Here is a 25,886-nt window from a genome sequence, read left to right as displayed (position 1 = left end):
ATCTATGAAGGATAGGTAGTGAGATTTTGTTTTGTCATTCCTTTAAAAACAACAAGAGTTTTTGAAGATAATAAGTGGGTAGATAGTGAAAAAAAGCGGGGCTTAATTCTCCTCAACTTGATGAGAACTCTCAAGTCAATCGACAATGCAGCTAGTGTCGCCGACGAAGCAATTGAGGTAACTGTATTCATAAGTGGCCATGAGAACCCGTTAGAAAGTGTTGCGCAAGATTGGAAATGTATTTCTATCTATTTCGTAGAAAATAGCTTCCCTCGACCAGCTGACAAAAGTTTGTATATGAAAGATAAGGAGTTGAAGAAAACTACTGCGTTTTCACATGTTGAGAGTTTTATCGCTCAAAGTGATAATGACAAAGCTTTTTTAATGCTCTTTGATGCTGACGATCTAGTTTCAAAAGATTTTTTTAATTATATACTGCCCACTTTTGACCAGCAGAAATGTGACGATATTGCAATTATGGCGGGTTATCTGTACGACTACAAGAATAAAACGTTTGGTTATTTGGACGGAAACGAGCGGATTTTTTACAGAAATTGTGGTTCGTCATTTGTTTCGAAGATAACGTTGGAAGATTTGCAAAGTAAAGGTTTTATACATAGGCTAAAAAATCACATCGAGTTTCATTTGCGAGCTAAAGAGGCATCGCGCAAGGTTTATTTTTCATTTGATTCTTCTGTTTTATACCTTGTCAACCACGGTGAGAATGATGTTTCCGAAAGACATGGTGAATATCATATGGTTCATTTTGTGAAACATTTCAAGTGCTCCCTTGAAGAAGCTTCTTTGGCAAAAGAAAAATTTCCTCTATTAGTGTCTTAATACAGTTTAAAAACTTAGCGTGCTTATTAATTACTTTGACGAAAGTTGGTATTTAGCGACCTACCCTGATGTAGCAAATGCGGGTGTAGATGCGCTAACACACTACAAAAAATTCGGAATAAAAGAAGGGCGTCTACCTTGCGCCCTTCCAGTATTAAGTGACATAAGAGCGCTTTGGGGCGCTCCTCATTCAATCGACAACTTTTCGCTAGTTCGTTTGAGAGAGCACGTTAAAGGTGAAGGGCCTAATGGCGCCTACGCGTTGGCTAACATAGCCTCGTACTATCACTCTTTAGGGGCCTTCAAAGAGGTCATCACCTTAATAGAGAGCAATACGAAACTGCTTACTTCATTCCCAGAACTTATAGCAGAGCAGGGGGGGTATGTTGTTGCGCTTGAAAGCTACATAAAAGTAGGTGATATCAAAGGTGCCGAAAGCGCATTGCGAAGATGGGAAGCCGTTTTCTCACCAACTGAGTCTTTAATGGCGCGCTCTTTACTCGAGCAAAAGTACGGTAAAATAAAGCGTCTAAATCAGATTTACTCATCTGAACATTTGGAAAATGTAGAAATTGTCGCCGAAGATCCAGCTTTGTTCGATAGCCTCGGCAGTAGTAAGGAAACAAAGCTGTTCCATAAACTTAAATCTTCTGTTTTTCCATTTCACAAGGTTTCAGTTGTTGTGCCAGTATTCAACGGGGCAACAACCGCAGCAACAGCGCTTCGTTCTTTGCGTTCACAAACCTGGGCAAATCTTGAAATAATTGTTATTGATGACTGCTCGACGGACAACACTTTTGAGCAATTAAAAGTGCTTTCGGAGCAAGATGCGAGAATCAGTGTTTTTCGAAACGATATTAATAGAGGTGCCTATTTCTCGCGTAATCGAGGCCTATTTTTAGCGACCGGTAAGTTTGTTACGGTTATGGATGCTGATGATTGGGCTCATCCTCAAAAGATAGAAAAACAAGTTTGGCCGCTCATCTGGAGGAGGAGCCTGGCGGCCTCTGTATCGCATTGGGCAAGATGTAATAGCTCGTTGGAATTTACTCGACTTAGGCCTCAAAATGGATGGGTACATAGGAATGTATCTTCCCTGATGGTGCATAGGCAAATAGCTCTAGAACTAGGCGGGTGGAATAATGTTAAAGCCAATGCTGATACAGAATTTTATTATCGTCTACAAGCGCTTAAAGGTGAAAATAGCATAAGAGAGGTGCTGCCCGGTACGCCACTTTCACTTGGAAGGGTTAGTAAGTCGTCACTTACTCAGCAGTCCAGTACACATCTTATTACCCAGTACGGCGGTGCTAGGAAACAGTATATTGATTTTGCGAGAGCATGGCATAAAAATACAAACGATCTAAGCATAAATAGCGGTGATCATAATGTAGGCTTACCTTTTCCCATCCCTCCCGTATTACTGAAAAACGCCGCTAATACCGCTAACGAAGTTAATGAAGCTAAATATAACCGTTGGCTAACGGCGTTGGATGAAGAGTGGTATCTATTGTCTAACAAGGATGTCAATGCTCAAGGTATCGGTATACACGAGCATTTCTGGCAAAGCGGAGAGGCAGAAGATAGAGCGCCGTCTCCATTTTTTATACCTAGCGCTTATAAATACTGTTTTCCTCAGTATGCACAGGAAAGAAGCCCCACGTGGCATGCCTTAACAAATGGGTGGGAGTTTAATCGGCCTTTAACTCTCCAGGGAGATGTGAGAAATATGTCGGGGCGTCATGTCGTTCTTGTGGGGCATCAGGTGACATCTCAAATTTTTGGTGCCGAGCGAAGCCTTCTCGATATGCTCTTCGCATTAAGCAATGCTGGGTATAAAATTACGCTTATTTTACCTTCCGCGATAAATACAGACTATATCGACAAGTGCAGTCAACTAGTTGATACTATTCAGTTCTTACCTCTCCCATGGTTTAACGAATCACGCAAAACAAGCACTGCACTCGTAAATTACCTGTCTAAGTACTTTAAGGAAAACGCTGTAGTTGCCGTATATGTAAATACAATAGTTATGCATGAACCGCTAATTGCTGCAAAACAAAGTAACATCCCGAGCATCGTTCATGTTCGAGAGCTGCCTGAATACGACCCTGATTTAATGAAGATACTTGGCGAAACTCCGGAAGAATGTAGAGAACGGCTGCTAAAAAACAGCGAGTTCTTTATCGCCAACTCTAAAAAAACGGAGAGTTGGCTGAATGTGCCCCATCGTACATCTGTTGTTTATAACAAGGTCTCGTCGCCGGAATTAATCAAGGAGATTATGTCTGAAAAAGTACTTAACGTGTGTATGGTCAGCAGTAATATAAAGAAAAAAGGCGTGAACGACTTTTTTGAAGTAGCAAGCTTGTGCAAATTAAATAATGGTATCCAATTCAACTTATACGGCCCCATTACTGACGAAGTCAAAAAAGCACAAAAAGAATTAGATACGAAAAATATAAAGATTCATGGGTATGTTTCGGACGTGAATGCTGCGATGCAGCAAAACCATGTTGTGCTTTCACTGTCTTGGTTTGAAGAGTCTTTTGGTCGAACTGTGGCTGAGGCAATGTTAAACGAACGAGTGGTTGTTGCATATGATTGGGGCGCTGTTCCAGAGTTAATAGACCAGGAGACAGGTATTCTGGTCGAATATAAGAATGTTAAAGCGATAGCCAATGCACTTGAGCACCTCCAGAAAAATAATGAATCACTAACTGAAATAGCAAAAAAAGCTAGAGTTAGTGCGCTTAGGCGCTTCTCTGGTGATGTTTATAATTCAAAGCTTAATGAAGCCCTAGAAACATTTTTGTGTAAATCATAGAGTTATGTGTCAAACATGTTTAATTCTGATTTTAGTAGTCGCGCTTAGTTGCCTTGGTGGTGACTTGCTTTAGAATATGCGCAGAAACTTAATAATAAATAACTCGCGAAGTACGGAGTATGTAGGATGTGTGGAATAGTAGGCGCAGTAGCCGAAAGGAATGTGGTTGAAATACTACTAGAAGGATTAAAAAGGTTAGAGTACAGAGGATATGATTCTGCTGGCGTAGCTTTGTTGGACAAGGATGGTAATTTAAAGCGCATTCGCAAAGTAGGTAAGGTCAAAAACTTAGCTGAAGCTGTAGAAGGTGAAACAGCTCTGGGGACCACGGGGATTGCCCACACAAGATGGGCTACTCATGGTGGCGTGACTGAATACAATGCGCACCCACACTTTTCTTCAAGCCGTGTTGCGGTAGTGCACAATGGTATTATCGAAAATTACGTTTCGTTGCGTAAGAACCTTTCTGAAAAAGGGTACACCTTTTCAAGCGATACTGACACCGAGACCATTGCGCATGTAGTTCACGAAATGCTTAACGACGGTAAGTCTTTATTAGAAGCTGTTCAGAGTGCAGTAACGCATTTTACTGGGGCATATGGAACAGTAGTTATCGATAAAGAAGACCCGGATAAAATGGTAGTAGCGCGTTCAGGTAGTCCTTTAGTCATCGGTCTTGGTTTAGGTGAAAACTTTATAGCTTCAGATCAATTAGCATTACTACCTGTAACACGCCGCTTTATCTTTTTAGAAGAAGGTGACGTAGCGGAAGTTACCCGTAGAGAAGTAACGATCTTTGATAAAACTGGTGTTCGGGTAGAACGCGAAATTATCGAATCGACAGTTGAGCATGATGCGGGTGACAAAGCTGGTTACCGCCACTACATGCTAAAAGAAATTTACGAGCAGCCTGCGGTTATTCGAAATGCGCTTCAAGATAGAGTGGATAATGTTCACAACATTGATGCGCTATTTGGCGATGGCGCAGAAGACATCTTAAAACAAGTTAAGCATGTGCAAATTATCGCATGTGGCACAAGTTATCATGCTGGAATGACTGCGCGATATTGGCTGGAAGAGCATGCAAATGTTTCTTGTTCAGTAGAGATAGCTTCAGAATTTAGGTATCGCAAGTCAGCCGTTCATCAAAACAGTTTGCTTGTCACGATTTCTCAAAGCGGAGAGACAGCAGATACGTTAGCAGCATTACGCCTAGCTAAAGAATTGGGGTACATGTCTGCACTTACAATTTGTAATGTGCCAGGGTCATCGTTAGTACGCGAATCAGATCTTGCATTCATGACTCTTGCCGGTGCTGAAATTGGCGTTGCATCGACCAAAGCGTTTACAACTCAGCTCACAGCGTTTTTAATGCTTACATTAGCACTAGGCAAATTTAATGGCATGTCTAGTGAAAAGGCGGGCTCAATAACTACTGCGATTAAAACCCTTCCTGGCAAGGTTGAGGAGGCTCTCAGCACTGCCGATGCTATCGAGACACTTGCAGAAGAGTTTGCAGACAAAAACCATAGCTTGTTCTTAGGGCGCGGCGCTCAATATCCGATTGCAATGGAAGGCGCGCTTAAACTAAAAGAGATTTCATACATTCACGCTGAAGCTTATGCATCAGGAGAGCTCAAGCATGGCCCTCTAGCGTTGATAGATGATGAAATGCCTGTCATCGTGGTTGCACCAAATGATGAGTTACTTGAGAAGTTAAAATCTAATGTTGAAGAAGTACGTGCTAGAGGCGGTATTATGTACGTATTTGCGGATGCTGACGCACACTTTGAAAGTGACGAAACAATGCGCGTTATTGATATCCCACATTGTGAAGATATTATTGCCCCCATTGTTTACACTATTCCTTTACAGCTTCTCTCTTACTATGTAGCCCTGATCAAAGGGACTGATGTTGACCAGCCACGAAACTTAGCCAAGTCAGTTACAGTAGAATAGCGCTAATGTCTTGATAATCGGCCATGACTTTTTAAGTTGTGGCCTTTCGTTTTTTAGGAAGTAAGAATGTCTCAAAAATATTTTGGCACTGATGGAATTCGCGGAAAAGTGGGCGAATTTCCGATGACCCCCGATTTTGTAATGAAACTTGGTTGGGCTGCAGGTGTAGTCTTAGCGGCGGACGGCACAAAAGAGGTACTAGTAGGAAAGGATACACGCGCCAGTGGCTACATGCTGGAGTCTGCACTGGAAGCAGGTTTGTCAGCGGCCGGGGTGAATATTGCTTTGGCGGGGCCTATCCCCACACCGGCAGTGGCTTATTTAGCTTCTACGTTTAGGGCTGACGCTGGCGTAGTTATTAGTGCATCTCATAACCCCTATTACGATAACGGTATTAAGTTTTTTGGCCGTAGCGGAGCTAAACTAGGAAGTGAGCAGCAGCAAGCTATCGAAGAGAAGTTACAATATGCGCTTGAACATGGTATTGAATGTGTCGACTCTGAGCATTTAGGTAAAGCACGAAGAGTTGAAGACGCTGCAGGTCGTTATATCGAGTTTTGTAAAGGTACCTTTTCGAGTGAACTTAGTTTGGAAGGGCTTACAATTGTTGTCGATAGTGCCAACGGTGCAGCATATAAAGTCGCGCCTAGTGTATTCGAAGAGCTTGGTGCAAAAGTGATAAATATTGCGAACACACCAAATGGCATAAACATTAACAATGACTGCGGTGCCACTTCTTTAGACTCTTTAAGTAAAGCGGTAACAACTAATAAAGCCGACTTAGGCATTGCTGTGGATGGAGACGCAGACAGAATTATGTTTGTTGATTCACAAGGCGAAGTAGTCGACGGAGATGAAATTCTCTTTTTAATGGCTCGTGAAGCAAAGCAAGCAGGCTACAAAGGCGGTGTCGTTGGCACGCTAATGAGCAACTTAGGCCTTGAACTAGCTTTAAAAGAACTAGATATACCTTTCGTAAGAACGAAAGTGGGTGACAGGTATGTCGTTGAAAAGCTTAAAGAGACTGGCTGGCGAATTGGTGGTGAAACTTCGGGGCATATTCTCAATTTGGATTACGCTTTTACCGGCGATGCAATAATAGCCGCGCTTCAAATTTTGACAGTGGTAGTGAAAAGCGAGTATCCCTTGCATGAATTGAAGTCAGGAATGACAAAACTTCCTCAATGCATGGTGAATGTTCGTCATAGCGACCTAGATTCAGTGCTTGATTTAGATGTAGTAAAAGATGAGGTCAGTCGCGTAGAAGAATCATTAGGTAAGGACGGACGTCTGGTTCTTAGGAAATCTGGTACAGAACCGTTAATTCGAGTAATGATTGAAGCAAAAAATGGAGAAACTGCTGCCGCGCTGGCAAATAGTTTGTCAGAGGTAATTCGAGCAAATTAGTAAGGACAGAAAATGAAACGTAAGGGCATAATTTTAGCAGGTGGTTCTGGCACTCGATTGCACCCATTAACGAAAGTGGTGAGCAAGCAACTGATGCCGGTTTACGATAAGCCGATGATATATTATCCCCTGGCTACGCTTATGATGTCTGGGATAAAGGATATTTTAATTATCACAACACCAGAAGAGCAGAATCGTTTCATCGAGCTTATCGGCGATGGGAGCGAACTGGGAATTAATGTTCAATATGCAGTTCAGCCTTCACCTGATGGCTTGGCTCAAGCATTTCTTATAGGTGATAGCTTTATTGGTAATGATTGTTGCACGCTCATTCTTGGTGACAACATCTATTATGGACATGACCTAAAGCGCTCTCTCCAGAGCGCTTATACCCAAGAGCAGGGCGCTACTGTATTCGGTTACCATGTCAATGACCCAGAACGCTATGGTGTGGTTAGCTTCGATGATGACTGGAACGCCCTTTCTATTGAGGAGAAGCCTGCTGTTCCCAAATCTAATTACGCAGTTACAGGGCTCTACTACTACGACAACAGAGTTGTTGATTTCGCGAAAGAGGTAAAACCATCTCCTCGTGGTGAGCTTGAGATTACCGATCTAAACAATCTTTATCTAAAAGATGGCTCTCTTAAAGTTGAGTTAATGGGACGGGGCTCAGCCTGGCTTGATACGGGCACTCTAGACTCTCTACTTGATGCAGCGAACTTTGTGGGCGCTATAGAGAAACGTCAGGGCTTAAAAGTATGTTGTCCGGAAGAAGTTGCGTTCAGAATGGGGTATATCAACGCTGAGCAGCTAGAAAAGCTGGCGGCTCCACTTAAGAAGAGTGGCTATGGTGATTACCTATTGAAAGTACTTAAAGACAGAGTAAAAGTTTAACCTATATTCAAGTTATAGAAGGTGGCATTGCCACCTTTCTTCTTATATTCATTTGCACGTTAGTACGGAAAGTAAATGCAAGTAATCAAGACAGATATCCCTGACGTTAAAATTATTGAGCCGAAAGTGTTTGGCGATGAGCGCGGCTTCTTTCTAGAAACCTTTCGTACCGATTGGTTTAAAAAAGAATGCGCAGATGTAGACTTTGTTCAAGATAACCATTCTAAATCTCGCCAAGGTATTCTTCGTGGCCTTCATTACCAGATGGAGCAAACCCAAGGTAAGTTAGTACGAGTAACGAGCGGCGAAGTGTACGATGTAGCCGTAGATATGCGTAAAGACTCACCAACTTATGGTAAATGGGTTGGGGTAATACTTTCTGCCGAAAACAAGCGTCAGCTTTGGGTGCCTGCTGGTTTTGCTCATGGTTTTTACGTAACCAGTGAATCGGCTGAATTCGTGTATAAATGCACAGACTACTATCATCCGGATTCTGAAGTATCGGTAAAGTATAACGACCCAACGTTGAATATTGACTGGCCTTTGGTAAATGGTGAGAAACCTTCGCTGTCTGGTAAAGACGAAGTGGGTTTAGCGTTTGTAGACGCACCTACATTTTAATTGTTACTGGATTGAAACGCTTAATGAATATTGTAGTTATAGGTAAATCTGGTCAGCTAGCCTTTGAGCTTTCCCGTGAATTTGAAAATAGCTCTCACCAAGTTACGTTTTTAGGTCGCGATGATATTGATATTACAAATAGCGATATCATTGGAGCTTCATTAGCCCCTCTATCCCCCGATGTTTTGATTAACGCGTCAGCGTACACCGCTGTTGATAAAGCTGAAGAAGACGCTGATGCGTGTAACGCTATCAATGCTGTTGCCGTTAAGAATTTGGCGATTTTCTGTAAAGCACGTGGCGCCTTTATGGTGCATGTGTCGACCGACTATGTGTTTAACGGTCACAAAGGCTCGCCTTATTTAACAGACGACCCTATTGAACCTCAAGGTGCGTATGGCAAATCAAAGGCAGAAGGTGAAAAAGCCCTGCTTGAAATTTTACCAAAGGCTAGCTGCCTAATTCGTACCGCTTGGGTTTATTCATCTCATGGCAATAATTTTGTAAAAACCATGCTGCGTTTGATGAGTGAAAAAACACAGCTTTCTGTTATAGACGATCAAATTGGTACACCTACCTGGGCCAAAGGGTTGGCTGAAGCGTGTGTATCGGCATCTGAAAATAAAACAGCAGGTGTCTATCATTGGACCGACGAGGGCGTAGCAAGCTGGTACGATTTTGCTATAGCTATTCAAGAGCTTGGAATTGAAAAAGGGTTACTCAGTAGTACTATTCCAGTATTACCAATTCCTTCTAGCCAGTACCCAACCCCAGCGAAGCGTCCGCACTATAGCGTGTTGGATAAACAAACTGCGCGCGAAGCATTTACTTCGTGCAAGCCCGCTCACTGGCGAAAGCAGTTGTCCGATATGCTTGATGAATTGAAAGCCTAAACGGTCGAAATAGAATTATACTTTTGGTAAATAAAATGAGTAAAACAATTTTAGTAACAGGTGGTGCAGGCTTTATTGGCTCAGCCGTGGTTCGCCACCTTATAAACGATACAGACCATACTGTAGTCAATTTGGATAAATTGACCTATGCGGGCAATTTAGAGTCATTAACATCAGTTTCAAATAGCGACCGCTATAGCTTTGAGCAAGTTGATATTTGTGATGCTGAAGAAGTAAAGCGCGTGTTCAATACTCACAAGCCCGATATTATTATGCACCTAGCGGCCGAGTCACATGTAGATCGTTCTATCGACGGTCCAGGCGAATTTATTCAGACCAATGTAGTAGGAACATACACCTTACTTGAGCAAGCAAGAGCGTATTGGTCTGCACTAGAAGGCGATAAAAAAGCAGGCTTTAAGTTCCATCATATTTCTACCGATGAAGTATATGGTGACCTTCCTCACCCAGATGAGGTTGAACCAGGAACAGAGCTTCCACTCTTTACAGAAACTACACCGTATGCACCTAGCTCACCGTATTCAGCAAGTAAAGCGAGCTCAGATCAGCTAGTGCGTTCGTGGCTTCGTACATATAAGTTACCCACACTAGTTACTAACTGCTCGAATAACTACGGCCCGTACCACTTCCCGGAAAAGCTTATTCCGTTGGTTATTCTAAATGCGCTAGCTGGAAAGCCGCTGCCTGTATATGGCAAAGGTAACCAAATTCGTGACTGGTTGTATGTTGAAGACCATGCACGTGCATTAGTTGTGGTTGCACTAAACGGCGAAATCGGTGAAACCTATAACATTGGTGGCCACAACGAAAAGCAGAACATTGAAGTAGTGCAAACTATCTGTTCAATTCTGGATGAAGTTAAGCCGAAAGATAGCAAATACGCTGAGCAGATTACCTACGTTCAAGACCGTCCAGGCCACGATATGCGCTATGCCATTGATGCTAGCAAAATTGAGCGTGAGCTGGGATGGAAGCCTCAAGAAACCTTCGAAAGCGGTATTCACAAAACTGTTGAGTGGTATTTATCAAACGAAGGCTGGTGGAAAGCAGTTCTTGACGGCAGTTACCAAGGCGAGCGTTTAGGTACCGGAAGCTGATACCCATACAAACTTACAAGTGTTAAACTAGAAAGCCGCTTTAAATAAAGCGGCTTTCTTTATTTTTAAGGCCCTAAATAGTCTACATGAAAAAAATTGCTATGCGGTCAGTGCGTGCCGCCCTTCAACTTATTCCTAAAAACTTAAAAAACAAGCTCAAACAAAACGAACGTTTAACTGGCTTGTATGTAAGGTCTGTAAGAAAGTCGGGGCTATTTTTCGATGCGCCAGCGCCTAAACAAACTCAGGCGTTATACAATTATTGGCTTGAAGTAAATGAGTCTGCTTTTTCAAAGCCAGCAGGCAAGATTGATGGATGGCAAGCTATAGTATTTGGCACCGACAGCCAAGGCGTCACTGAAAAAAGGCTTAAGGCGCTTAGTGTTAAAACCTGCTTTATTGCGGGCGATATAGATAAAAGTACCTTAGAAAAGAATATTGCTAGACTGGATGACCAGATTCCTACGTTATTACTTAACGGTGGTGATTCATTACAGGAAGTTGCTATTGGCCACCTATGTGATGCTTTGCAAGAACGCGACTTAGTTTATTGTGATACGGATGAACTTAATATAAATGGGGCTAAGTCATCACCAAGATTCTTACCCGATTGGAACCCTGAGCTTCAATTCTCTACCGCTTATATCAATACTGGGGTAATGATCAAAACAGCGCTGCTCAAGTCGCTACACATTACTAACCAAACAACAATTGCAGAGATAGTTACAGAACTTTCCCTCACTATCAAAAGTTTGGCTATTAATCATTTGCCGCTGCCCTTGGTGCACCAATTACCAGAGAAAAAAGGTGAATTAAACACGCTAGAGCGCGTTAAAACAGTGATAGAAAAACATACAAATGCGAAAGTCGAACTAGACGAGCAATTTAGCGTAAACCGAGTATGCTGGCCCAATAGTAATCCCTTGGTAAGCTTAATCATTCCCACGAAAAATGGGAAAGCATTGGTTAAAGCTTGTATTGAATCAATTCTAGAAAAAACAACATACAAAAATTACGAGATATTGCTCATTGATAACGGCTCTGACGAGCAGGAAAGTATTGAGTACTTTGACTATTTAGACACTTTGGATAAGGTTCGAGTTCTTCGTTATCCAGCGCCATTTAATTACTCTGCAATTAATAACTTCGGTGTTGAACATGCAAAAGGTTCCATTCTTGGGTTAGTCAATAACGATATCGAGGTTATATCGCCTAATTGGCTTACTTATATGGTTGGTCATGCAGAGCGCGAAGACGTTGGCTGTGTTGGTGCAAAGCTGCTTTATTCTGATACACGCATACAACACGCTGGTGTTGTTTTAGGCTACGGCGGTGGTGCTGGCCATGCTCACAAGAACTTTCCGCGCTTTCATACTGGTTACTTAAAAAGAATCGTCGCTACAAACAACTATAGTGCGGTAACCGCAGCGTGCTTATTAGTTAAACGCACGGATTTTGATGCAGTAAGCGGTTTGAATGAAAAAGACCTTTCTGTTGCCTTTAACGATGTGGATTTTTGTTTGAAGGTTAAGGGCTTAGGCGTTAATAATGTTTACTGTGCAGAAGCAGAGCTTTTCCATCATGAATCGGTTAGTCGAGGCTTAGATATTTCACCTGAAAAAGCGGCTCGTTTTAATCGCGAATTAGCTTACCTTCAAACAACGTGGAGCGACTTCATAGCAAATGATCCAGCTTACAATCCGAATCTAACGCTAAAGCGTGAGAACTTTTCGATAAGAAGCGCAGTAGAATTGAAAGAGTGTCACATAAGGCATAATTTATGCATACTGCATCAAACAGAGCTTTGATACACTATTAAGAGAATTAGGCGAGTTAGCCGTAGTATTCATTATTGTTTAAAATTACTATGCAATGATAGTAATAAAGCTTTCGTAAATTATTTGTACAAAACTGGAGAGGATTTAAATGGATAGTACTATGCAGAAGCTTAAAATAGCTGTAGCAGGCACAGGCTATGTAGGGCTTTCAAATGCAGTGCTACTTGCACAACACAATGAAGTGAAAGCGGTCGACTTAGTACCTGAAAAAGTCGAGATGCTTAATAACAAAAAGTCTCCAATTGAAGACAAAGAAATAGCCGAGTATTTAACAACGAAAGAGTTGAACCTTGTAGCAACGCTTGATGCGCAAGAAGCATATAAAGATGCTAACTATGTGGTAATTGCAACACCAACAGACTACGACCCGCAAACGAATTACTTCAATACTGGTAGTGTAGAAGCGGTAATCAAAACCGTGATGGAAGTTAACCCTGATGCGGTAATGGTTGTCAAATCGACCGTACCGGTAGGGTTTACCAAAGACGCTAAAGCCCGTTTTGGTTCTGACAATATTATCTTTTCGCCTGAGTTCTTGCGCGAAGGCAAAGCGCTTTACGATAACCTTTACCCTAGCCGTATTATTGTGGGCGAGCAAAGCGAGAGAGCAGAAATTTTCGCCAAGCTACTTCAACAAGGTGCAATAAAAGAGAGCATCGATGTTTTATTCACCGACAGTACTGAGGCAGAAGCCATCAAACTTTTCGCCAACACGTACTTGGCAATGCGTGTAGCATACTTTAACGAGTTAGACAGCTATGCAGAACGTAATGGCTTAGACACTAAACAAATCATCGAAGGTGTCGGATTGGACCCACGTATCGGTAATCATTATAACAACCCAAGCTTCGGTTACGGTGGTTATTGCTTACCAAAAGATACCAAACAGTTACTAGCTAACTACAGTGAAGTGCCTAATAATATGATTCAGGCCATTGTGGATGCTAACCGTACGCGTAAAGATTTTATCGCCGATTCAATTGTAAGCCGTAAGCCTAAAATTGTAGGCATTTATCGTCTTATCATGAAGTCTGGTTCTGATAACTTCCGAGCAAGTGCTATTCAAGGCATCATGAAACGTATTAAGGCGAAAGGTATTGAAGTTGTAGTCTACGAGCCGGTACTTAAGGAAGAAGATTTCTTTAATTCACGCGTAGTTAACGACTTAGAAGAGTTTAAGAAAATTTCTGACGTAATCGTAGCAAACCGAGTTACGGGCGATATCGAAGATGTACTAGATAAAGTATACAGCCGCGACTTGTTCAACGCTGATTAACCCAAGTTTGGGGGCAGAGTACATTTTTCCACGTAAATTAAAAAAGCCAGGTTCATAACCTGGCTTTTCTTAGTTAGACAAACTGCCTTACACTGCATTTATTTATCAGACCGTCCATACCTGTCAGAAAAGCGAACAATGTCATCTTCCCCAAGATAAGCTCCAGATTGTACTTCAATTAGTTCTAGTGGAATTTTTCCTGGGTTTTCTAATGCATGAACTGCCCCAATAGGAATATAAACAGACTCATTTTCCGTTAGCATTTGCGTTTCATCGCCTATTGTCACATTAGCTGTTCCCGATACTACAACCCAGTGTTCAGCTCTATGATGATGCATTTGAACTGATAGTTTTTCGCCTGGCTTCACGGTAATACGCTTAACTTTAAAACGTCCACCATTGTCTATTGAATCGTAACTTCCCCAAGGTCTGAAAACTTCGCGGTGAAACTCAAATTCAGGGCGCTTTTCAGCTTTCAAACGGTTCACAACGGTTTTGATGTGTTCTGCGTTTTTCTTATTCGCCACCATAACAGCATCTTTGGTCTCAACTACAACTACGTCTTCAAGGCCAATAACTGCAACGAGGCTGTGCTCGGCATTCACATAGCTGTTGTTGGTGCCTTCTAATAAGGTGTCGCCAGTAGTTACATTGCCATTTGCGTCCTTTTCTCCCGTCTCCCAGAGAGACGACCAACTGCCTACATCAGACCAACCTGCATCTAGTGTTACCATCGCGGCTTCGGAAGTTTTTTCCATCACTGCATAATCGATAGAATCACTTGGGCATGAAGCAAAAATGTCTTTGTCTACACGAACAAAGTCGAGATCTTTTTCGGTTTTTTCAATCGCCTTTTTACATACCGAATATATGTCAGGTGCGTGCACTTCCAGCGCCTTTAAAAATGCACTGGCTTTAAACATAAACATGCCGCTATTCCAAAAATACTCACCTGAACTTACGTATTGTGTTGCGGTAGGCATATCTGGCTTTTCAACAAATTCACTTACATCGAAGCCAATATTCAGCTTGTTTCCGGCTTTTATATAGCCGTAACCAGTATGAGGCTGAGTGGGGACAATACCGAAAGTAACTAACTTATCTTGTTCAGCTAGAGCCTGGGCTTCTTTAATTTTGGTACGAAACGTATCGCTATCTTTTATTAAGTGATCGGCGGCTAATACCAAAAGAACAGGATCATCCCCGTTTTCGCAAGCTTGAAATGCAGCAAGTGCAATAGCAGGAGCGGTATTGCGACCAACTGGCTCTAAAAGAATGTCGCTGTTATCGACACTTATTTGTCGCATTTGCTCGGCAACAAGGAAACGATGTTCTTCGTTACAGATAATAGAAGGTGGCAAAGACTCTATGCCATTGAGTCTCAGTACAGTGTCTTGAATCATCGTTTTGTCAGAAGTAAGAGACAGGAACTGTTTTGGTAAAGCGGCGCGAGACTTTGGCCATAAGCGGCTTCCGGTACCACCTGCAAGAATGACTGGCTTCATTTGAATTCCCTAGTTTTCAAATACATTTTATGCATCCAGTATACTGAGTTATGGGCGAGATAAAAATATTTCGACGTGCCTTTAATCGTTAGCCAAAAAAAAGAGCATTTAATTTTCTAGTAGTTATCTTAATTATTGCTTAACAATAGGTTATATTCAGCCAGATAAATTCGAAGCCTCATAGTAAATAACTCTAAATACAAGGACGTTCAAAATGAACAAAAGCATTATTGCTATTGCCGTTAGTTCAACTCTTCTTGCTGCCTGTGGCGGTTCCGACGACAACAACCAACTACCAGTGCTTGTCGCAGACTCCGCGGTTACACTCAATGGTGACGCAGTATCTATTGATGTACTTGCGAATGATACCGATCCTGACGGCGATGCTTTAACTATATCGGCAGTTGGAGTGCCAGATGTTGGTGAAGCCGCTATCATCAATAATGAGATAGTGTACACACCTACAGCGTTGGCGATGGGCGAAGTCAGTTTTTCATACGATGTAACTGACGGTGAAAACACAGTAAGTTCAACGATTACAATCACGAACCAACAGTCTATTTCTATTTCGAGTATTGCAACCGATGCGCCTTTATCGAATGCAGAGGTGAGCGCGCTCGATGCAGGTGGAAATGTAATTGCTTCCGTGCAGGCCGGTGCGGATGGTCGATTCACACTTCCTATTACTGTAAGTGCTGCGCCCGGCGATTTAATTCTTAATGCAGTGGGCACGGAAGAACAAGCCCATGTAACGCTATCATCACGAGTCGGTGACTTCACTACAATGCGTAACCTTAGCATCGAAAATAATACTGATGAACTTAACAGCGATCTATTTCCTGCAGGCAAAATAACTCATTTAAGTACGGCTATGGATGTACTTTATTCGGAGTATAAAGAGAACGGCGGCGAGGGAAGCTTCGATACGTTTGCAAGTGAAGTGGACTTCGAAAAGGTTTTAGGATTGGCCAGCTTCATAAAAGTTCTTGCTGATAATAGCGAGTTCTCGGTTCCTGAAGGTATGAGCACCTTGTCGTTTTTTACTGGAAGCCTAGTCGATGCGCTAAGCACCATCCGAAAGTATGTTGATAGCATGGGACTGTTAAACGATGACGGTACTTATGACGAGGCTTATGTGGAAGCAATTAATGCTGCCCGAGCAGAAACTCTCGAAGATGAATCGTTACAGCAAAATTTCGTAAATGCCGACATTGCGGGTGCGGTTTTTGCGACTTACTACCATTCAGAACAGCAAGCTGGCAAGGGCATGACAGCGTATACGTTCAACGCGGACGGTAGCGGCGCAAAAACGTCTGCGGAAAATGCATTTAATATTTATTCAGATGAATTTAACTGGAGTGTTGTAGACGGAAACTTAGTTATTGATGAGCTTGATGAATCACTCATAGCTTATTTTGTGTTTCTTGACGAAGAAATCTATGATCGATTTGATGAAGAAACAGCTTCGGAGATTCTTAGTTATGTTCATGAATATGGCATTGAGTATTGGAAAACAGAGCGAACCACAGTGGGCGAGCGTATAGAATTGCTAACACAATCCGGCGGTCACGCACTTGCTGTGTTAACAACTACCACTGAGCTTTCCATCACACCGATGGATGACATACAAGATAAACCAACTTTTACTACCACCTACGAAACTACCAGCGACGTTAAGTATACCGACACCACAGCATCTACGTTTACCGTAACCGAGGAAGACCTGCTTGCATCACCTTGGGTATTTGCTTATCAGGGAAGTTATACGTATGACAAAGACTACTTAAATGAAGATGAGCGTACTGAAGTTGGTATTTTGAACGACCAGTTCACATTTAAAGATGATAATACCTTTACGTCTCTTGTTTTTGATGTGCAAGGAACATGGCAGCTAAATGATGGTGTTATAGACATTGAATTGGAAGATATGTCTTTCACAGTTACGCCCTTTAAAGCGCAGAATAATTTCGTGCTGGCGCTTTATGAATTTGACAATGATGGCGTAGCGATTAAATACACTGGCGATATGCACGCCATAGACTATGAGTTGGCCGAAGACTTCAGCATAGAGAGCTCATTACCTAATGTTTGGATGTCTTCTTACAATGAAGTACTTTTCGTAGATGGTGTACCGTTACCTGAAGACTTATTTGCTTATTACTTTTACGCGGACGGTACGGCTGGGAGAATTTATTCCCATATGGAAGAGCCATACTTTGTAGGAGATCGTGAACTTTATAACTTCCAATGGACCGCAGACGACAACGAGGTCAACATCATTGGGTTACGCGAAAGTAACGCGTTTACTTTCAACAGAGAATACACTTGGAAATTACTGGGCTCAAAGCAAGAAGGTGTTGTTACAATACTTGAAATGCAGTCCAACAAAGTTGATTACGCAGATGATTTTAACGAAGACACTGTGTTTAACATTCTTCCTCGTTTAAGTTTTACATTTACAATAAACCTAGAAGAACAATATCCTGAATTTTGGGAAAATACAGATTTAGGCAATTTAAATGCGCCTGACATCTCGCTGTCGTATACTTCGGAATTAATAACGCGATAGTTCAAAAAAGTTATGGCGCTAGTTTATCAGAGCTAGCGCCAACGTATATTTATCACCAAAATACCCACAGAACCATTCTGTTAATGCGTTAATTAATTTTATCCCGTACGCAGGAAAGTGTTCATCCACCATATTAAAAACGGGTATCGACCAAAATTTTTTTACTACAAGCCATACATATCTGTTATACCTACTGTGTCCACATCGCTGTATTGCTCTTATCATCAAAGAGCTTTCACAAAAAAACTTCCCAAATCCCAAAATCCAAAATAGAATCCGCACCAATTCAACCCCTGCCATTAAGCCTCAAGCTTACGCACACCCGGCGGGGAAGAAGCATGCTTTAAAATATTGGGGTCAGAGTACATTTCTTCCTCCAGTACGATCTGTCAATTTGGTTACCAAAATCAATAATCAGAATGTTGAGTTCATGCTACCTATTACATTACACCAGCATGAACATGTATTTGTTTTAGTTTGCTTTTATTAGCGGAGTCGTTATGAATAGGCTGCGTGAGCTGTCCAGCCAAGTGATGGATGTTTACCAATCTCTTTCCCAAGAATTCAGTGCATATCAATCTAGCCAGTCACTAAACTGTGTTGAGAAATGTGGTGCATGTTGCAATAACCCCGACATTGAAGTGTCGCCATTGGAGATGCTGCCTTTAGCACTTCATCTGTTTGATACAGGACGGGCTGAACAGGCGTTTGACGAGCTAGACAGCTACAGCGGCTTCGCCTGTAAACAATATCAACGCTTAAGTTTGGACGGTAAAGAAGGCTACTGCGGAATTTACGAATACCGACCTGGCATTTGCCGTATGTTCGGTGCAGCAGGTTATAAAACCAAATCTGGCGAAGCCACACTTTCGGTGTGTAAACCAATTAAGCAAGCTGTACCAGAGAAGTATGCGGCCGCGCTGATTGCTATACAGCCTCAGCATTTAGATATCTTTGAAAAGCGATTAGTGGATGATATTGCCGCAAATAGTGAGGTTCGAGTTACATCGACAAAGCCGCCAATGATCGCAGAAGGCAGACAAAAACTTGCTCAATTAGATTATGAATTGGGGGAAAGACTTATGCCTATAAATGACGCACTACGTTTTGTGTTAGAAAAAATTCTAACACTGAGTTTTTATGCTCAAGATATAGATGGTGGTGTTGCTGCTTAAATTAAGTGGGGGCAGAAAATGTACTCTGACCCCACCATTTAGTGCACTAGGCTAGAATTCCGCGAGCGGCTTCTACGATTGCCTTACTTATCGTGTAGTCGGCACGGCTTTTACCGGTAATGGCGTAGTATCTTTCGTTAAGCGTATTTGCGTTACCAATACAGTGCACGCCATACTGCTCCTCTACATGCTTAGAAATAGCAGAAGGTGCGCAGAATACGCCGAAGTCCTCGCTGCCGAATAACTTCAGCAACGCTGTATCATCGAATTCAGCAACAATTTTGGGGTAAAGCTGTTCTGTCTCAAGCCAGCTTGTGAGCGCGTGACGTATTCCTGAAGTGTTACCTTGAATAAGCAGTGGCATTTGGTTTAAACAGTCTGGGAATTGTAACCCTTCACCCAGGGGGGATTTAGAAAAGAAGCTCAACGAACTTTCGCCTAAGAAAAAACTATTGGCGCTTATTTGTGTACCAGGGGCTATGCCTCTGTCTGCTAGAATGAAATCGATTGCGTTAATGGCGAGCTCTTTCAACAAACCGTCGAAGCTATCCTCTTTTATCACGTATTTAACCTGTGAATACCTACGCATGGTGGCATGCACAAAGTCGTAAAAAAGCACTTTTGGAATACCATTAGTAATACCTATCACAAATTCTTTCGTATTCACTTCATCGCTATTGTTAAGTATTTCAGCTAGTTGATTACCTTTATGAAATATTTCGCTGGCATACTGATAACTTACTTTACCTCTCGCGTTTAGGTATAGGCGTTTATTTATTCTATCAAAGAGAGAATAACCTAGCTGATTTTCGAAGGTGCTTAGTTGCCCGCTTACGGTTTGCGGGGTAACGTGGAGTAATTTAGCGGCTTTCGCAATGCTACCCTCACGGGCAACAAGATAGAAATAATATAAATGATGGTAGTTTAGGTGATGCATACTTCAACAAGCTACTCGGTTATTAAGGTATTAGGGTAAGAAATGTACTCTGACCCCATTTTTTTCGATGAACTATTAAGAATATAACAGATTTATTCTAACTAACTATTGCAATACACTATCTAGCGTTGTTTTTGTACGATTAGAAGCAGCGCGTCACTGATTTTTAAGCTAGCGGTATATTGAAGACATAACTATGGCTAAACCAATTGATTTACGTAAAACGCGAAAGACCTTATTTTCGCTATTGAAACCAGAAGCTGGCTTTTTTTGGGTTGCTATCGCATACGGTGTAGCAATTAGTTTAATGACCCTTGCCGTACCTATAGCGGTTCAAACGCTGATTAACAGTATCGCCAATATCGGTTCAACTCGGGCAGTTATCATATTGGCCGTCATTCTATTTCTTACTTTATTTATATCTGGCGTATTTAGCGCGCTTCGTATGCGAGTGATGGAGTTCTACGAGCGTAAAGTTTACGCCCGCCTCACCGCAGACTTAGGGCTAAAAACTATTCTCGCGCCCCACAGTTTTTTTGAAGGTCGACAAAACGTTAGCATTACACAGCGCTACTTCGACATAATGACTTTTCAAAAGAATATGCCGTCTTTAATGATTGATGGTTTCGCGCTAGTACTACAGATGCTGGTAGGTTTCACTCTAGTATCATTCTACCACCCAGCGCTTTTCGCGTTTAATGTGGTGCTTTTACTTACCATGTATGCGGTTTGGAAAATTTGGGGGCGTGGTGCTAAGCGCACGGCTATTGAATTGTCTAACGCGAAATACGATTCTGCAAAGTGGCTACACGATATTGCAATTGCTCACGAATTCTTTAAGTCAGCTGATCATGTTGAATACGCAGGGCGCAGCACCGAAGGTTATATCAGTAACTATGTGAAAAAGCACAAAAGCCACTTTCACTACACCTTTTCGCAGGTGGTTATGTTTCTATTGATGTATGCCGTGGCGAGTGCTTCGCTACTTGGTATCGGTGGTGTTCTGGTTGTACAAGGCGAGCTTTCTATTGGTCAGCTAGTGGCTGCTGAGCTTGTGATGTCTGCTGTTTTCTTTGGGTTGTCTCGCTTTACCCAATATTTAAAACTTTACTATGAGTTATATGGCGCTGCCGAGAAGCTGGGTGGCGCTCTTGCCATGCCGCAGGAAGAGCTCAATACCTCGGAACATATACCAGCTTCTTCTAAATTGGTGTTTAACGATGTTGAACTTAAACATGGTAATGATGCGTGCCACCTCAATGTTATCTTCGAACCTGGCACTAAGTATTTTGTTACTACTGATAAAAGTTGGGTGCAGAAGCAACTGCTAGGATTGCTGAAGCAATATGACCGCGTTAAATCGGGCGACATCTTGTTAGGAGAGCTTAGTCTAAACGATTACGACACCCATGAGTTACGGCAGGCCGTCACCATTCTAGATCGTTCTTTAATTATCGAAGTTTCTGTAGAGCGCTACTTAAAGTTGGCACATCCTCAGGCAACCATCGCGGATATTCGCGCTGCGCTTGAGGAAGTAGAAATGACCAAAGTGATAGATAGCTTACCAGCGGGTTTGCAGACTAAAGTATCCGTATTAGGGGCACCGCTGCAGCCATTGGAGTTTTTGTTGCTTAAACTTGCCGCCGCAATTATTGGTAAACCTAAGCTGCTCATTTTGAATCAGCACTTCGACGCAATACCGGTAGAGTTGAGGGCGCGACTTCTAAGACGCTTAAGTAAATATGATTTTACCGTCATGTATTTTACCAATATGCCACTGCCAGATTGTTTCGAAGGTGTGTTGCATCTGCACGATAACGCAACGGCAATGTTAAATGAGTATTCAAATGGTGAGTCACCGATTAGTGCTACTAACGCAAGTGAGAGCAGCACGGCTTCAAAGAACAATAAGGAGGGTGAGTAAGTGAATCACGCAGAACGTCGCTTTTTAGATAACATCACTTCATTGCCTTCATTGAAAGTGCCAAAGCTTCATCGTGTAATTACCGGAGTTATCATCTTCTTGGTGTTGGCAGCTGGATTAATTTTGTATTTCACACCATGGATCCAAACGGCTTATGGCACCGGTATGGTCGACTCGCTCGATCCTAAAGACAGAACCCAACCGATAAATGCGTTAGTTGATGGACAAGTAAAGCAGTGGCACGTAAGGGAAGGCCAACAAATAAAAGCCGGCGAGCCAATCGTTACGTTAATCGATATTGATGCGCAGCGACTTGAGAAGCTGCGATCTCAGCTTTCAGCAGCGAACTTAAAGAATCAAGCTAATGAAACAGCAGTAAGAAATGCTGAGAACAACCTGGCGCGTCAACAGTCTCTGCAAGAGCAAGGGCTGGTTTCACGCAAAGAAGTAGAACAGGCCGAGATAAAAGTGCAGGAACTGCGAGCAAAAGCTGCCGCCTCTGTTTCGGAAATTAATGAAGTAAGCATGATTTTATCTCGCCAATCGACGCAAACTAAATATGCACCCGTTGATGGTACGGTTGTTCGGTTGCTATCAGGCGGTGTGTCTACGTTCGTAAAGTCGGGCGATATTCTTGGGCAGTTTATTCCAGCAGATGCAAAACGCAGCGTTCGCGTTACCGTGAGAGGGTTAGACGCACCGCTGGTTAAGCCTGGTGCAAAGGCGCGTTTGCAGTTTGATGGCTGGCCCGTTTTTCAGTTTAGTGGATGGCCGGGTAGTGCAATAGGTACCTTTGGTGGTGAAGTTGTGTATGTAGAGCCTGTTGCTAATGCTACTGGCGATTTTAACGTGTGGATTAGACCTGACGAGTCTGATATTCCTTGGCCGGCTGAAAGTTCTGCGCGTTTGGGTAGCCGGGTTAAAGCGTGGGTGCTATTAGAAGAGGTGCGTCTAGGTTACGAGATGTGGCGACAGTTGAACAACTTCCCGCCATTGCCAACGCAAGAGCCTACTACCGGTGGAGCCAAGGGGGCTGGGGCATCAATATGGTAATTCGAAGGTTTACATTGGCAATGCTTGCAACTGTTGCGGTTATTAGCACTCATGTTTCTGATGCAGCAGCGCAAAACAAAAATACTAGGCAAGCACCATCAATCGATGCACTTATCCAGAGTATGGTGAACTATCATCCCTACGTTATGGCGATAAATGAAGGAAACTATCAAGCTGCCGCCGAGTTAGAAATAGCAAGAAGCAGTTTTGATCCGTTTATAGAGCAGAAAACCAGTAGCCGCGTTAGCGGATATTACGATGGTACTAATTTAACGCAGCGCTTTTCTAATCCGTTCGAAGACTTTAATGGCTCAGTTTATACCGAGTATCGTATATCAGACGGTGATTTTCCAGTGTACGAAGCCGATTACGAAACCTTGTCTGGCGGCGAGGCTAGTGTGGGCATTGCCATCTCCCTACTTAAAAACAGAGAACTGGATAAGCGTAGAACGGAGTTAGCCAATGCAGGGCTAGCTACTTCACAATGGCAAGCGTTAGCGACAAGTTTAATTAATGACTTTGTTTACAAAGGGGTTAGTGAATATGTTGCGTGGTACGAAAGCGCATTGCAGGTCAATGCCGTTACAGAGTTGCTTAACACCGCAACACAACGTGAAAGAGCGTTGGTGACCCGCGTAGAGAAAGGAGATTTAGCCAATGTTGTGCTGACAGAATTTAAAGCCAACATTTTGCAACAGCGCCTTTTGCTTGCCGAGCTTAAGCAAAAGCGAGACGCACATGCTCAAATGCTTTCTTATTATTGGCGTTCACCTAAGGGAGATATGTTGATAGTAGATGAAGCGAACCCGCCTAAAGATATCAACTGGCCTTTCTGGGTTGGTAACGGTCAGCTTATGACTCTTCGCAATGCCCTTCGTAATCACCCTGAACTTGATGTGATGAAATTAGAACAGCAGGTGGTAAATAACAAGGCTGCGCTGGCTAGTAACGCGTTATTGCCGAAGTTAGATTTAAAAGCATCGGTTGCAAGAGATATAGGTTCTGGTCCGTCAAATTTGGACGGTACCGAAACAAAAGTAGGACTGTCGTTTTCCTACCCTTTAGGAAACAGGAAGGCGAAAGCTGAACAAGCCCAATTACAGTCAAAGCAAAGAGAGCTAGAGCACAAGCTAACCTCTACTGAGCAAGCGATAACTCAGCGTTTTGAACAAGCGCTAGTTTATTGGGGGCAGGCGAAAGACATTGTTGCTCTTCAAAGTGAAAATGCGGCGCTAGCGAAAACCCTTTCTAAAGTAGAAAAAACACGTTTCGATGCAGGTGACAGTGATATGTTCGTGTTAAATGCGCGCGCACAAAATGAAATTAAGGCCCAAATAAAAGAGATAAAAGCGAAAGTGGACTTACTAAAGGCAGAACTAACCCTTTATAAAGAAGCCGCTATGTTGCACTCCCTTAACAACTGAGCTTTTTTGAAAACATCGAGTTTAATTGTGAAGTAGGCTTGGTTGCTATCGCTTGCTGCTTGTTGTTAAAAAGCAGGTAAGGGTTGAAGATACTAGTACAGCTATAAACAAAAACGGCGTATTGAGTAAATCAATACGCCGTTTTTTTTAAAATCAATTTAGTAGGGGGTTAATTGCCCAGTGCACTATTAAAGTCGTCTTCGCTTAGTCCGGCAGACATAGCGTATTCTTTTAACTTATCCTGAGATACACCCGCGTGTTGCGCAGTATTTAAAATACGCATTACTTGTTCACGCTGCTGGGCAGATTCTCTCACCGCCGTTTCAACTACCGTTTCTGCTTCGTTAGGAAACACGGCCAGAAGCGCATCCACTACATACTCACCAACAAAAGGAACAGCATTCAATGCGCTTGTCATGATATCGACAATCTTATTTGGATGTTCTTGCGATAATGTCTGAACAATACTGTCTGCTGCGTCAGGTTGAGTAAGCACGGCAACGCGTACAATCTCATCTAGCTCTTCAGGTGTTGAAACCGCAGCAGCCTGCACAACAAAGTCGACATAAGTCGGCTCTGCTTTTATCGCTAACTGAACAATGTTAGGGCAGCTACTTACTTCTTTCTCAATAGCCAGCTGTACAATCTCTTCAGTAGACGCAGGTTGTGCAGAGATAGCAGCAAAAATGATCTCTCTGTATTTGTCTGGATAGGTATCTAAAGCAATATCCACAATAGACACAATCTCTTGCGGATAATGACCAGCGATTGAACTGATTGCTCGGCCAACCGACATAGTTTGGTTTACTTGACGTCTTAAGAAGGCGGTTTGAAAATGATTTGACTCGTCAGCACTTTCTACATTCGCTGACGCAGGTGGCTGAGCAACATCATTTGCGGATAATTCTTGTGCCATTGCTGTATGACTAACATGAGTTGCTAGTATTGCCGCAGACAGCAGTGTAAGAGTTTGTAACATAAACCCACCTTTATAATTATTGCGTAGTCAATTTCTGACACCACCAGTATTAATACATTTATAAAGAACACAAAGCATAGGTCATTTACGCTTATATACATTCTTATACGTATTCCTTTACGCAAGCCTTAATTTCTATCGCTAATATTAAGCATTAATATAATAACGGCAGGATCAAATACTACTTTAAGAACTACTACTTTATAGGATCTGAATTCCTATCCTATTAGTAATTAGTCCATATTGTCTACTAATTATCACATTTGAGCGAAAAATAGACGGTTAGTTCAGTTTTTTCAACTTTTTCAAAATAAGTGTTGACGTGAGCGCTCATTTCCCTAAAATGCGCATCCGCTTCGGGGGGAAAAGCAAAATAGCAAGCCTCCTGAAGTAAGTCTCTACTACCTTTGTAGGCCAGTAAAGACGGGAGTTTAGAAGAAACGCTTCAGAAAATAAATTTTCAAAAAGTGTTGACAGCGAAAACTTCCAGCGTATAATGCGCACCTCACTCGAACAGGGTGAGTCACTAAGAAGCAGCGGCTTCAAGTGAATGTTCTTTAAAAATTTAGACAAGACAATCTGTGTGGGCACTCGTTAAGAGTGTCACAACGACGATTCATATTTCGATATATTTAATTGAAGAG

Annotated in this window: 18 protein-coding genes; 15 read left to right on the top strand and 3 right to left on the bottom strand. The window is 42.4% G+C overall.

The features are described 5' to 3' along the window. Positions 1-18: 18 nt before the first annotated feature. The 10 genes from MHM99_RS15340 (at position 19) to MHM99_RS15295 (ending at position 13,676) form a co-directional block, all read left to right on the top strand. Positions 19-840, top strand: a complete 822-nt coding sequence (locus MHM99_RS15340; RefSeq protein ID WP_171337381.1) for a hypothetical protein — start codon at positions 19-21, stop codon at positions 838-840. Between the two features lie 262 nt (positions 841-1,102). Continuing rightward, a complete protein-coding gene (locus MHM99_RS15335; RefSeq protein WP_239220091.1) occupies positions 1,103-3,667 on the top strand; it encodes a glycosyltransferase in 2,565 nt (854 codons plus the stop codon). 126 nt (positions 3,668-3,793) lie between these two features. Next, entirely contained in the window at positions 3,794-5,626 is a 1,833-nt protein-coding gene (gene glmS, locus MHM99_RS15330; RefSeq protein WP_239220089.1) for a glutamine--fructose-6-phosphate transaminase (isomerizing), read from the top strand. 66 nt (positions 5,627-5,692) lie between these two features. Further along, the gene (gene glmM, locus MHM99_RS15325) at positions 5,693-7,033 is read left to right on the top strand and encodes a phosphoglucosamine mutase (protein ID WP_171337378.1); all 1,341 of its coding nucleotides are present in this window, start codon (positions 5,693-5,695) and stop codon (positions 7,031-7,033) included. A gap of 12 nt (positions 7,034-7,045) precedes the next feature. After that, positions 7,046-7,930 (top strand): glucose-1-phosphate thymidylyltransferase RfbA, encoded by an 885-nt coding sequence (gene rfbA, locus MHM99_RS15320; RefSeq protein ID WP_239220087.1) that lies wholly within the window; start codon positions 7,046-7,048, stop codon positions 7,928-7,930. 75 nt (positions 7,931-8,005) lie between these two features. Next, positions 8,006-8,551, top strand: coding sequence for a dTDP-4-dehydrorhamnose 3,5-epimerase (gene rfbC, locus MHM99_RS15315; RefSeq protein WP_239220085.1), 546 nt, complete (start codon positions 8,006-8,008; stop codon positions 8,549-8,551). 23 nt (positions 8,552-8,574) lie between these two features. After that, the gene (gene rfbD / locus MHM99_RS15310; RefSeq protein WP_239220083.1) at positions 8,575-9,444 is read left to right on the top strand and encodes a dTDP-4-dehydrorhamnose reductase; all 870 of its coding nucleotides are present in this window, start codon (positions 8,575-8,577) and stop codon (positions 9,442-9,444) included. Positions 9,445-9,479: 35 nt separating this feature from the next. After that, positions 9,480-10,562: a dTDP-glucose 4,6-dehydratase gene (rfbB, locus tag MHM99_RS15305; RefSeq protein WP_239220081.1), complete on the top strand. Its 1,083-nt coding sequence runs from the start codon at positions 9,480-9,482 to the stop codon at positions 10,560-10,562. 86 nt (positions 10,563-10,648) lie between these two features. Continuing rightward, complete coding sequence (locus tag MHM99_RS15300) at positions 10,649-12,370, top strand: glycosyltransferase (RefSeq protein WP_239220079.1); 1,722 nt, start codon at positions 10,649-10,651, stop codon at positions 12,368-12,370. 118 nt (positions 12,371-12,488) lie between these two features. Beyond that, positions 12,489-13,676, top strand: coding sequence for a nucleotide sugar dehydrogenase (locus MHM99_RS15295; protein WP_101566005.1), 1,188 nt, complete (start codon positions 12,489-12,491; stop codon positions 13,674-13,676). A gap of 98 nt (positions 13,677-13,774) precedes the next feature. On the opposite strand, the gene MHM99_RS15290 is transcribed toward MHM99_RS15295, so the two are convergent. Then, positions 13,775-15,181, bottom strand: a complete 1,407-nt coding sequence (locus MHM99_RS15290) for a mannose-1-phosphate guanylyltransferase/mannose-6-phosphate isomerase (protein WP_014977509.1) — start codon at positions 15,179-15,181, stop codon at positions 13,775-13,777. 214 nt (positions 15,182-15,395) lie between these two features. Here MHM99_RS15290 and MHM99_RS15285 point away from each other — a divergent pair, with 214 nt between their 5' ends. After that, complete coding sequence (locus MHM99_RS15285; protein ID WP_239220069.1) at positions 15,396-17,750, top strand: Ig-like domain-containing protein; 2,355 nt, start codon at positions 15,396-15,398, stop codon at positions 17,748-17,750. Positions 17,751-18,250: 500 nt separating this feature from the next. Then, entirely contained in the window at positions 18,251-18,925 is a 675-nt protein-coding gene (locus MHM99_RS15280) for a YkgJ family cysteine cluster protein (RefSeq protein WP_014977507.1), read from the top strand. Between the two features lie 46 nt (positions 18,926-18,971). Here the strand turns inward: MHM99_RS15280 and MHM99_RS15275 are convergent, their stop codons facing one another. After that, positions 18,972-19,862, bottom strand: a complete 891-nt coding sequence (locus MHM99_RS15275; RefSeq protein ID WP_239220067.1) for a LysR family transcriptional regulator — start codon at positions 19,860-19,862, stop codon at positions 18,972-18,974. Positions 19,863-20,058: 196 nt separating this feature from the next. Between MHM99_RS15275 and MHM99_RS15270 the strand changes: the two genes are divergently transcribed. Genes MHM99_RS15270 through MHM99_RS15260 form a run of 3 tightly spaced genes read left to right on the top strand, consistent with a single transcriptional unit; the run spans position 20,059 to position 24,263 of the window. Continuing rightward, positions 20,059-21,786 (top strand): ABC transporter ATP-binding protein, encoded by a 1,728-nt coding sequence (locus MHM99_RS15270; protein WP_239220065.1) that lies wholly within the window; start codon positions 20,059-20,061, stop codon positions 21,784-21,786. Continuing rightward, positions 21,787-22,839, top strand: a complete 1,053-nt coding sequence (locus tag MHM99_RS15265; RefSeq protein WP_014977505.1) for an HlyD family efflux transporter periplasmic adaptor subunit — start codon at positions 21,787-21,789, stop codon at positions 22,837-22,839. It abuts the gene before it with no gap. Continuing rightward, positions 22,752-24,263: a TolC family protein gene (locus tag MHM99_RS15260; RefSeq protein WP_239220063.1), complete on the top strand. Its 1,512-nt coding sequence runs from the start codon at positions 22,752-22,754 to the stop codon at positions 24,261-24,263. The genes MHM99_RS15265 and MHM99_RS15260 overlap by 88 nt, the downstream gene beginning before the upstream one ends. A gap of 169 nt (positions 24,264-24,432) precedes the next feature. Here the strand turns inward: MHM99_RS15260 and MHM99_RS15255 are convergent, their stop codons facing one another. Further along, positions 24,433-25,242 (bottom strand): hypothetical protein, encoded by an 810-nt coding sequence (locus MHM99_RS15255; protein WP_239220061.1) that lies wholly within the window; start codon positions 25,240-25,242, stop codon positions 24,433-24,435. Positions 25,243-25,886 lie beyond the last annotated feature (644 nt).

This window comes from Alteromonas sp. MmMcT2-2, from assembly GCF_022348305.1.
Taxonomy (GTDB): Bacteria; Pseudomonadota; Gammaproteobacteria; order Enterobacterales; family Alteromonadaceae; genus Alteromonas; species Alteromonas macleodii.
This window is presented reverse-complemented; position numbering and strand designations above follow the sequence as displayed.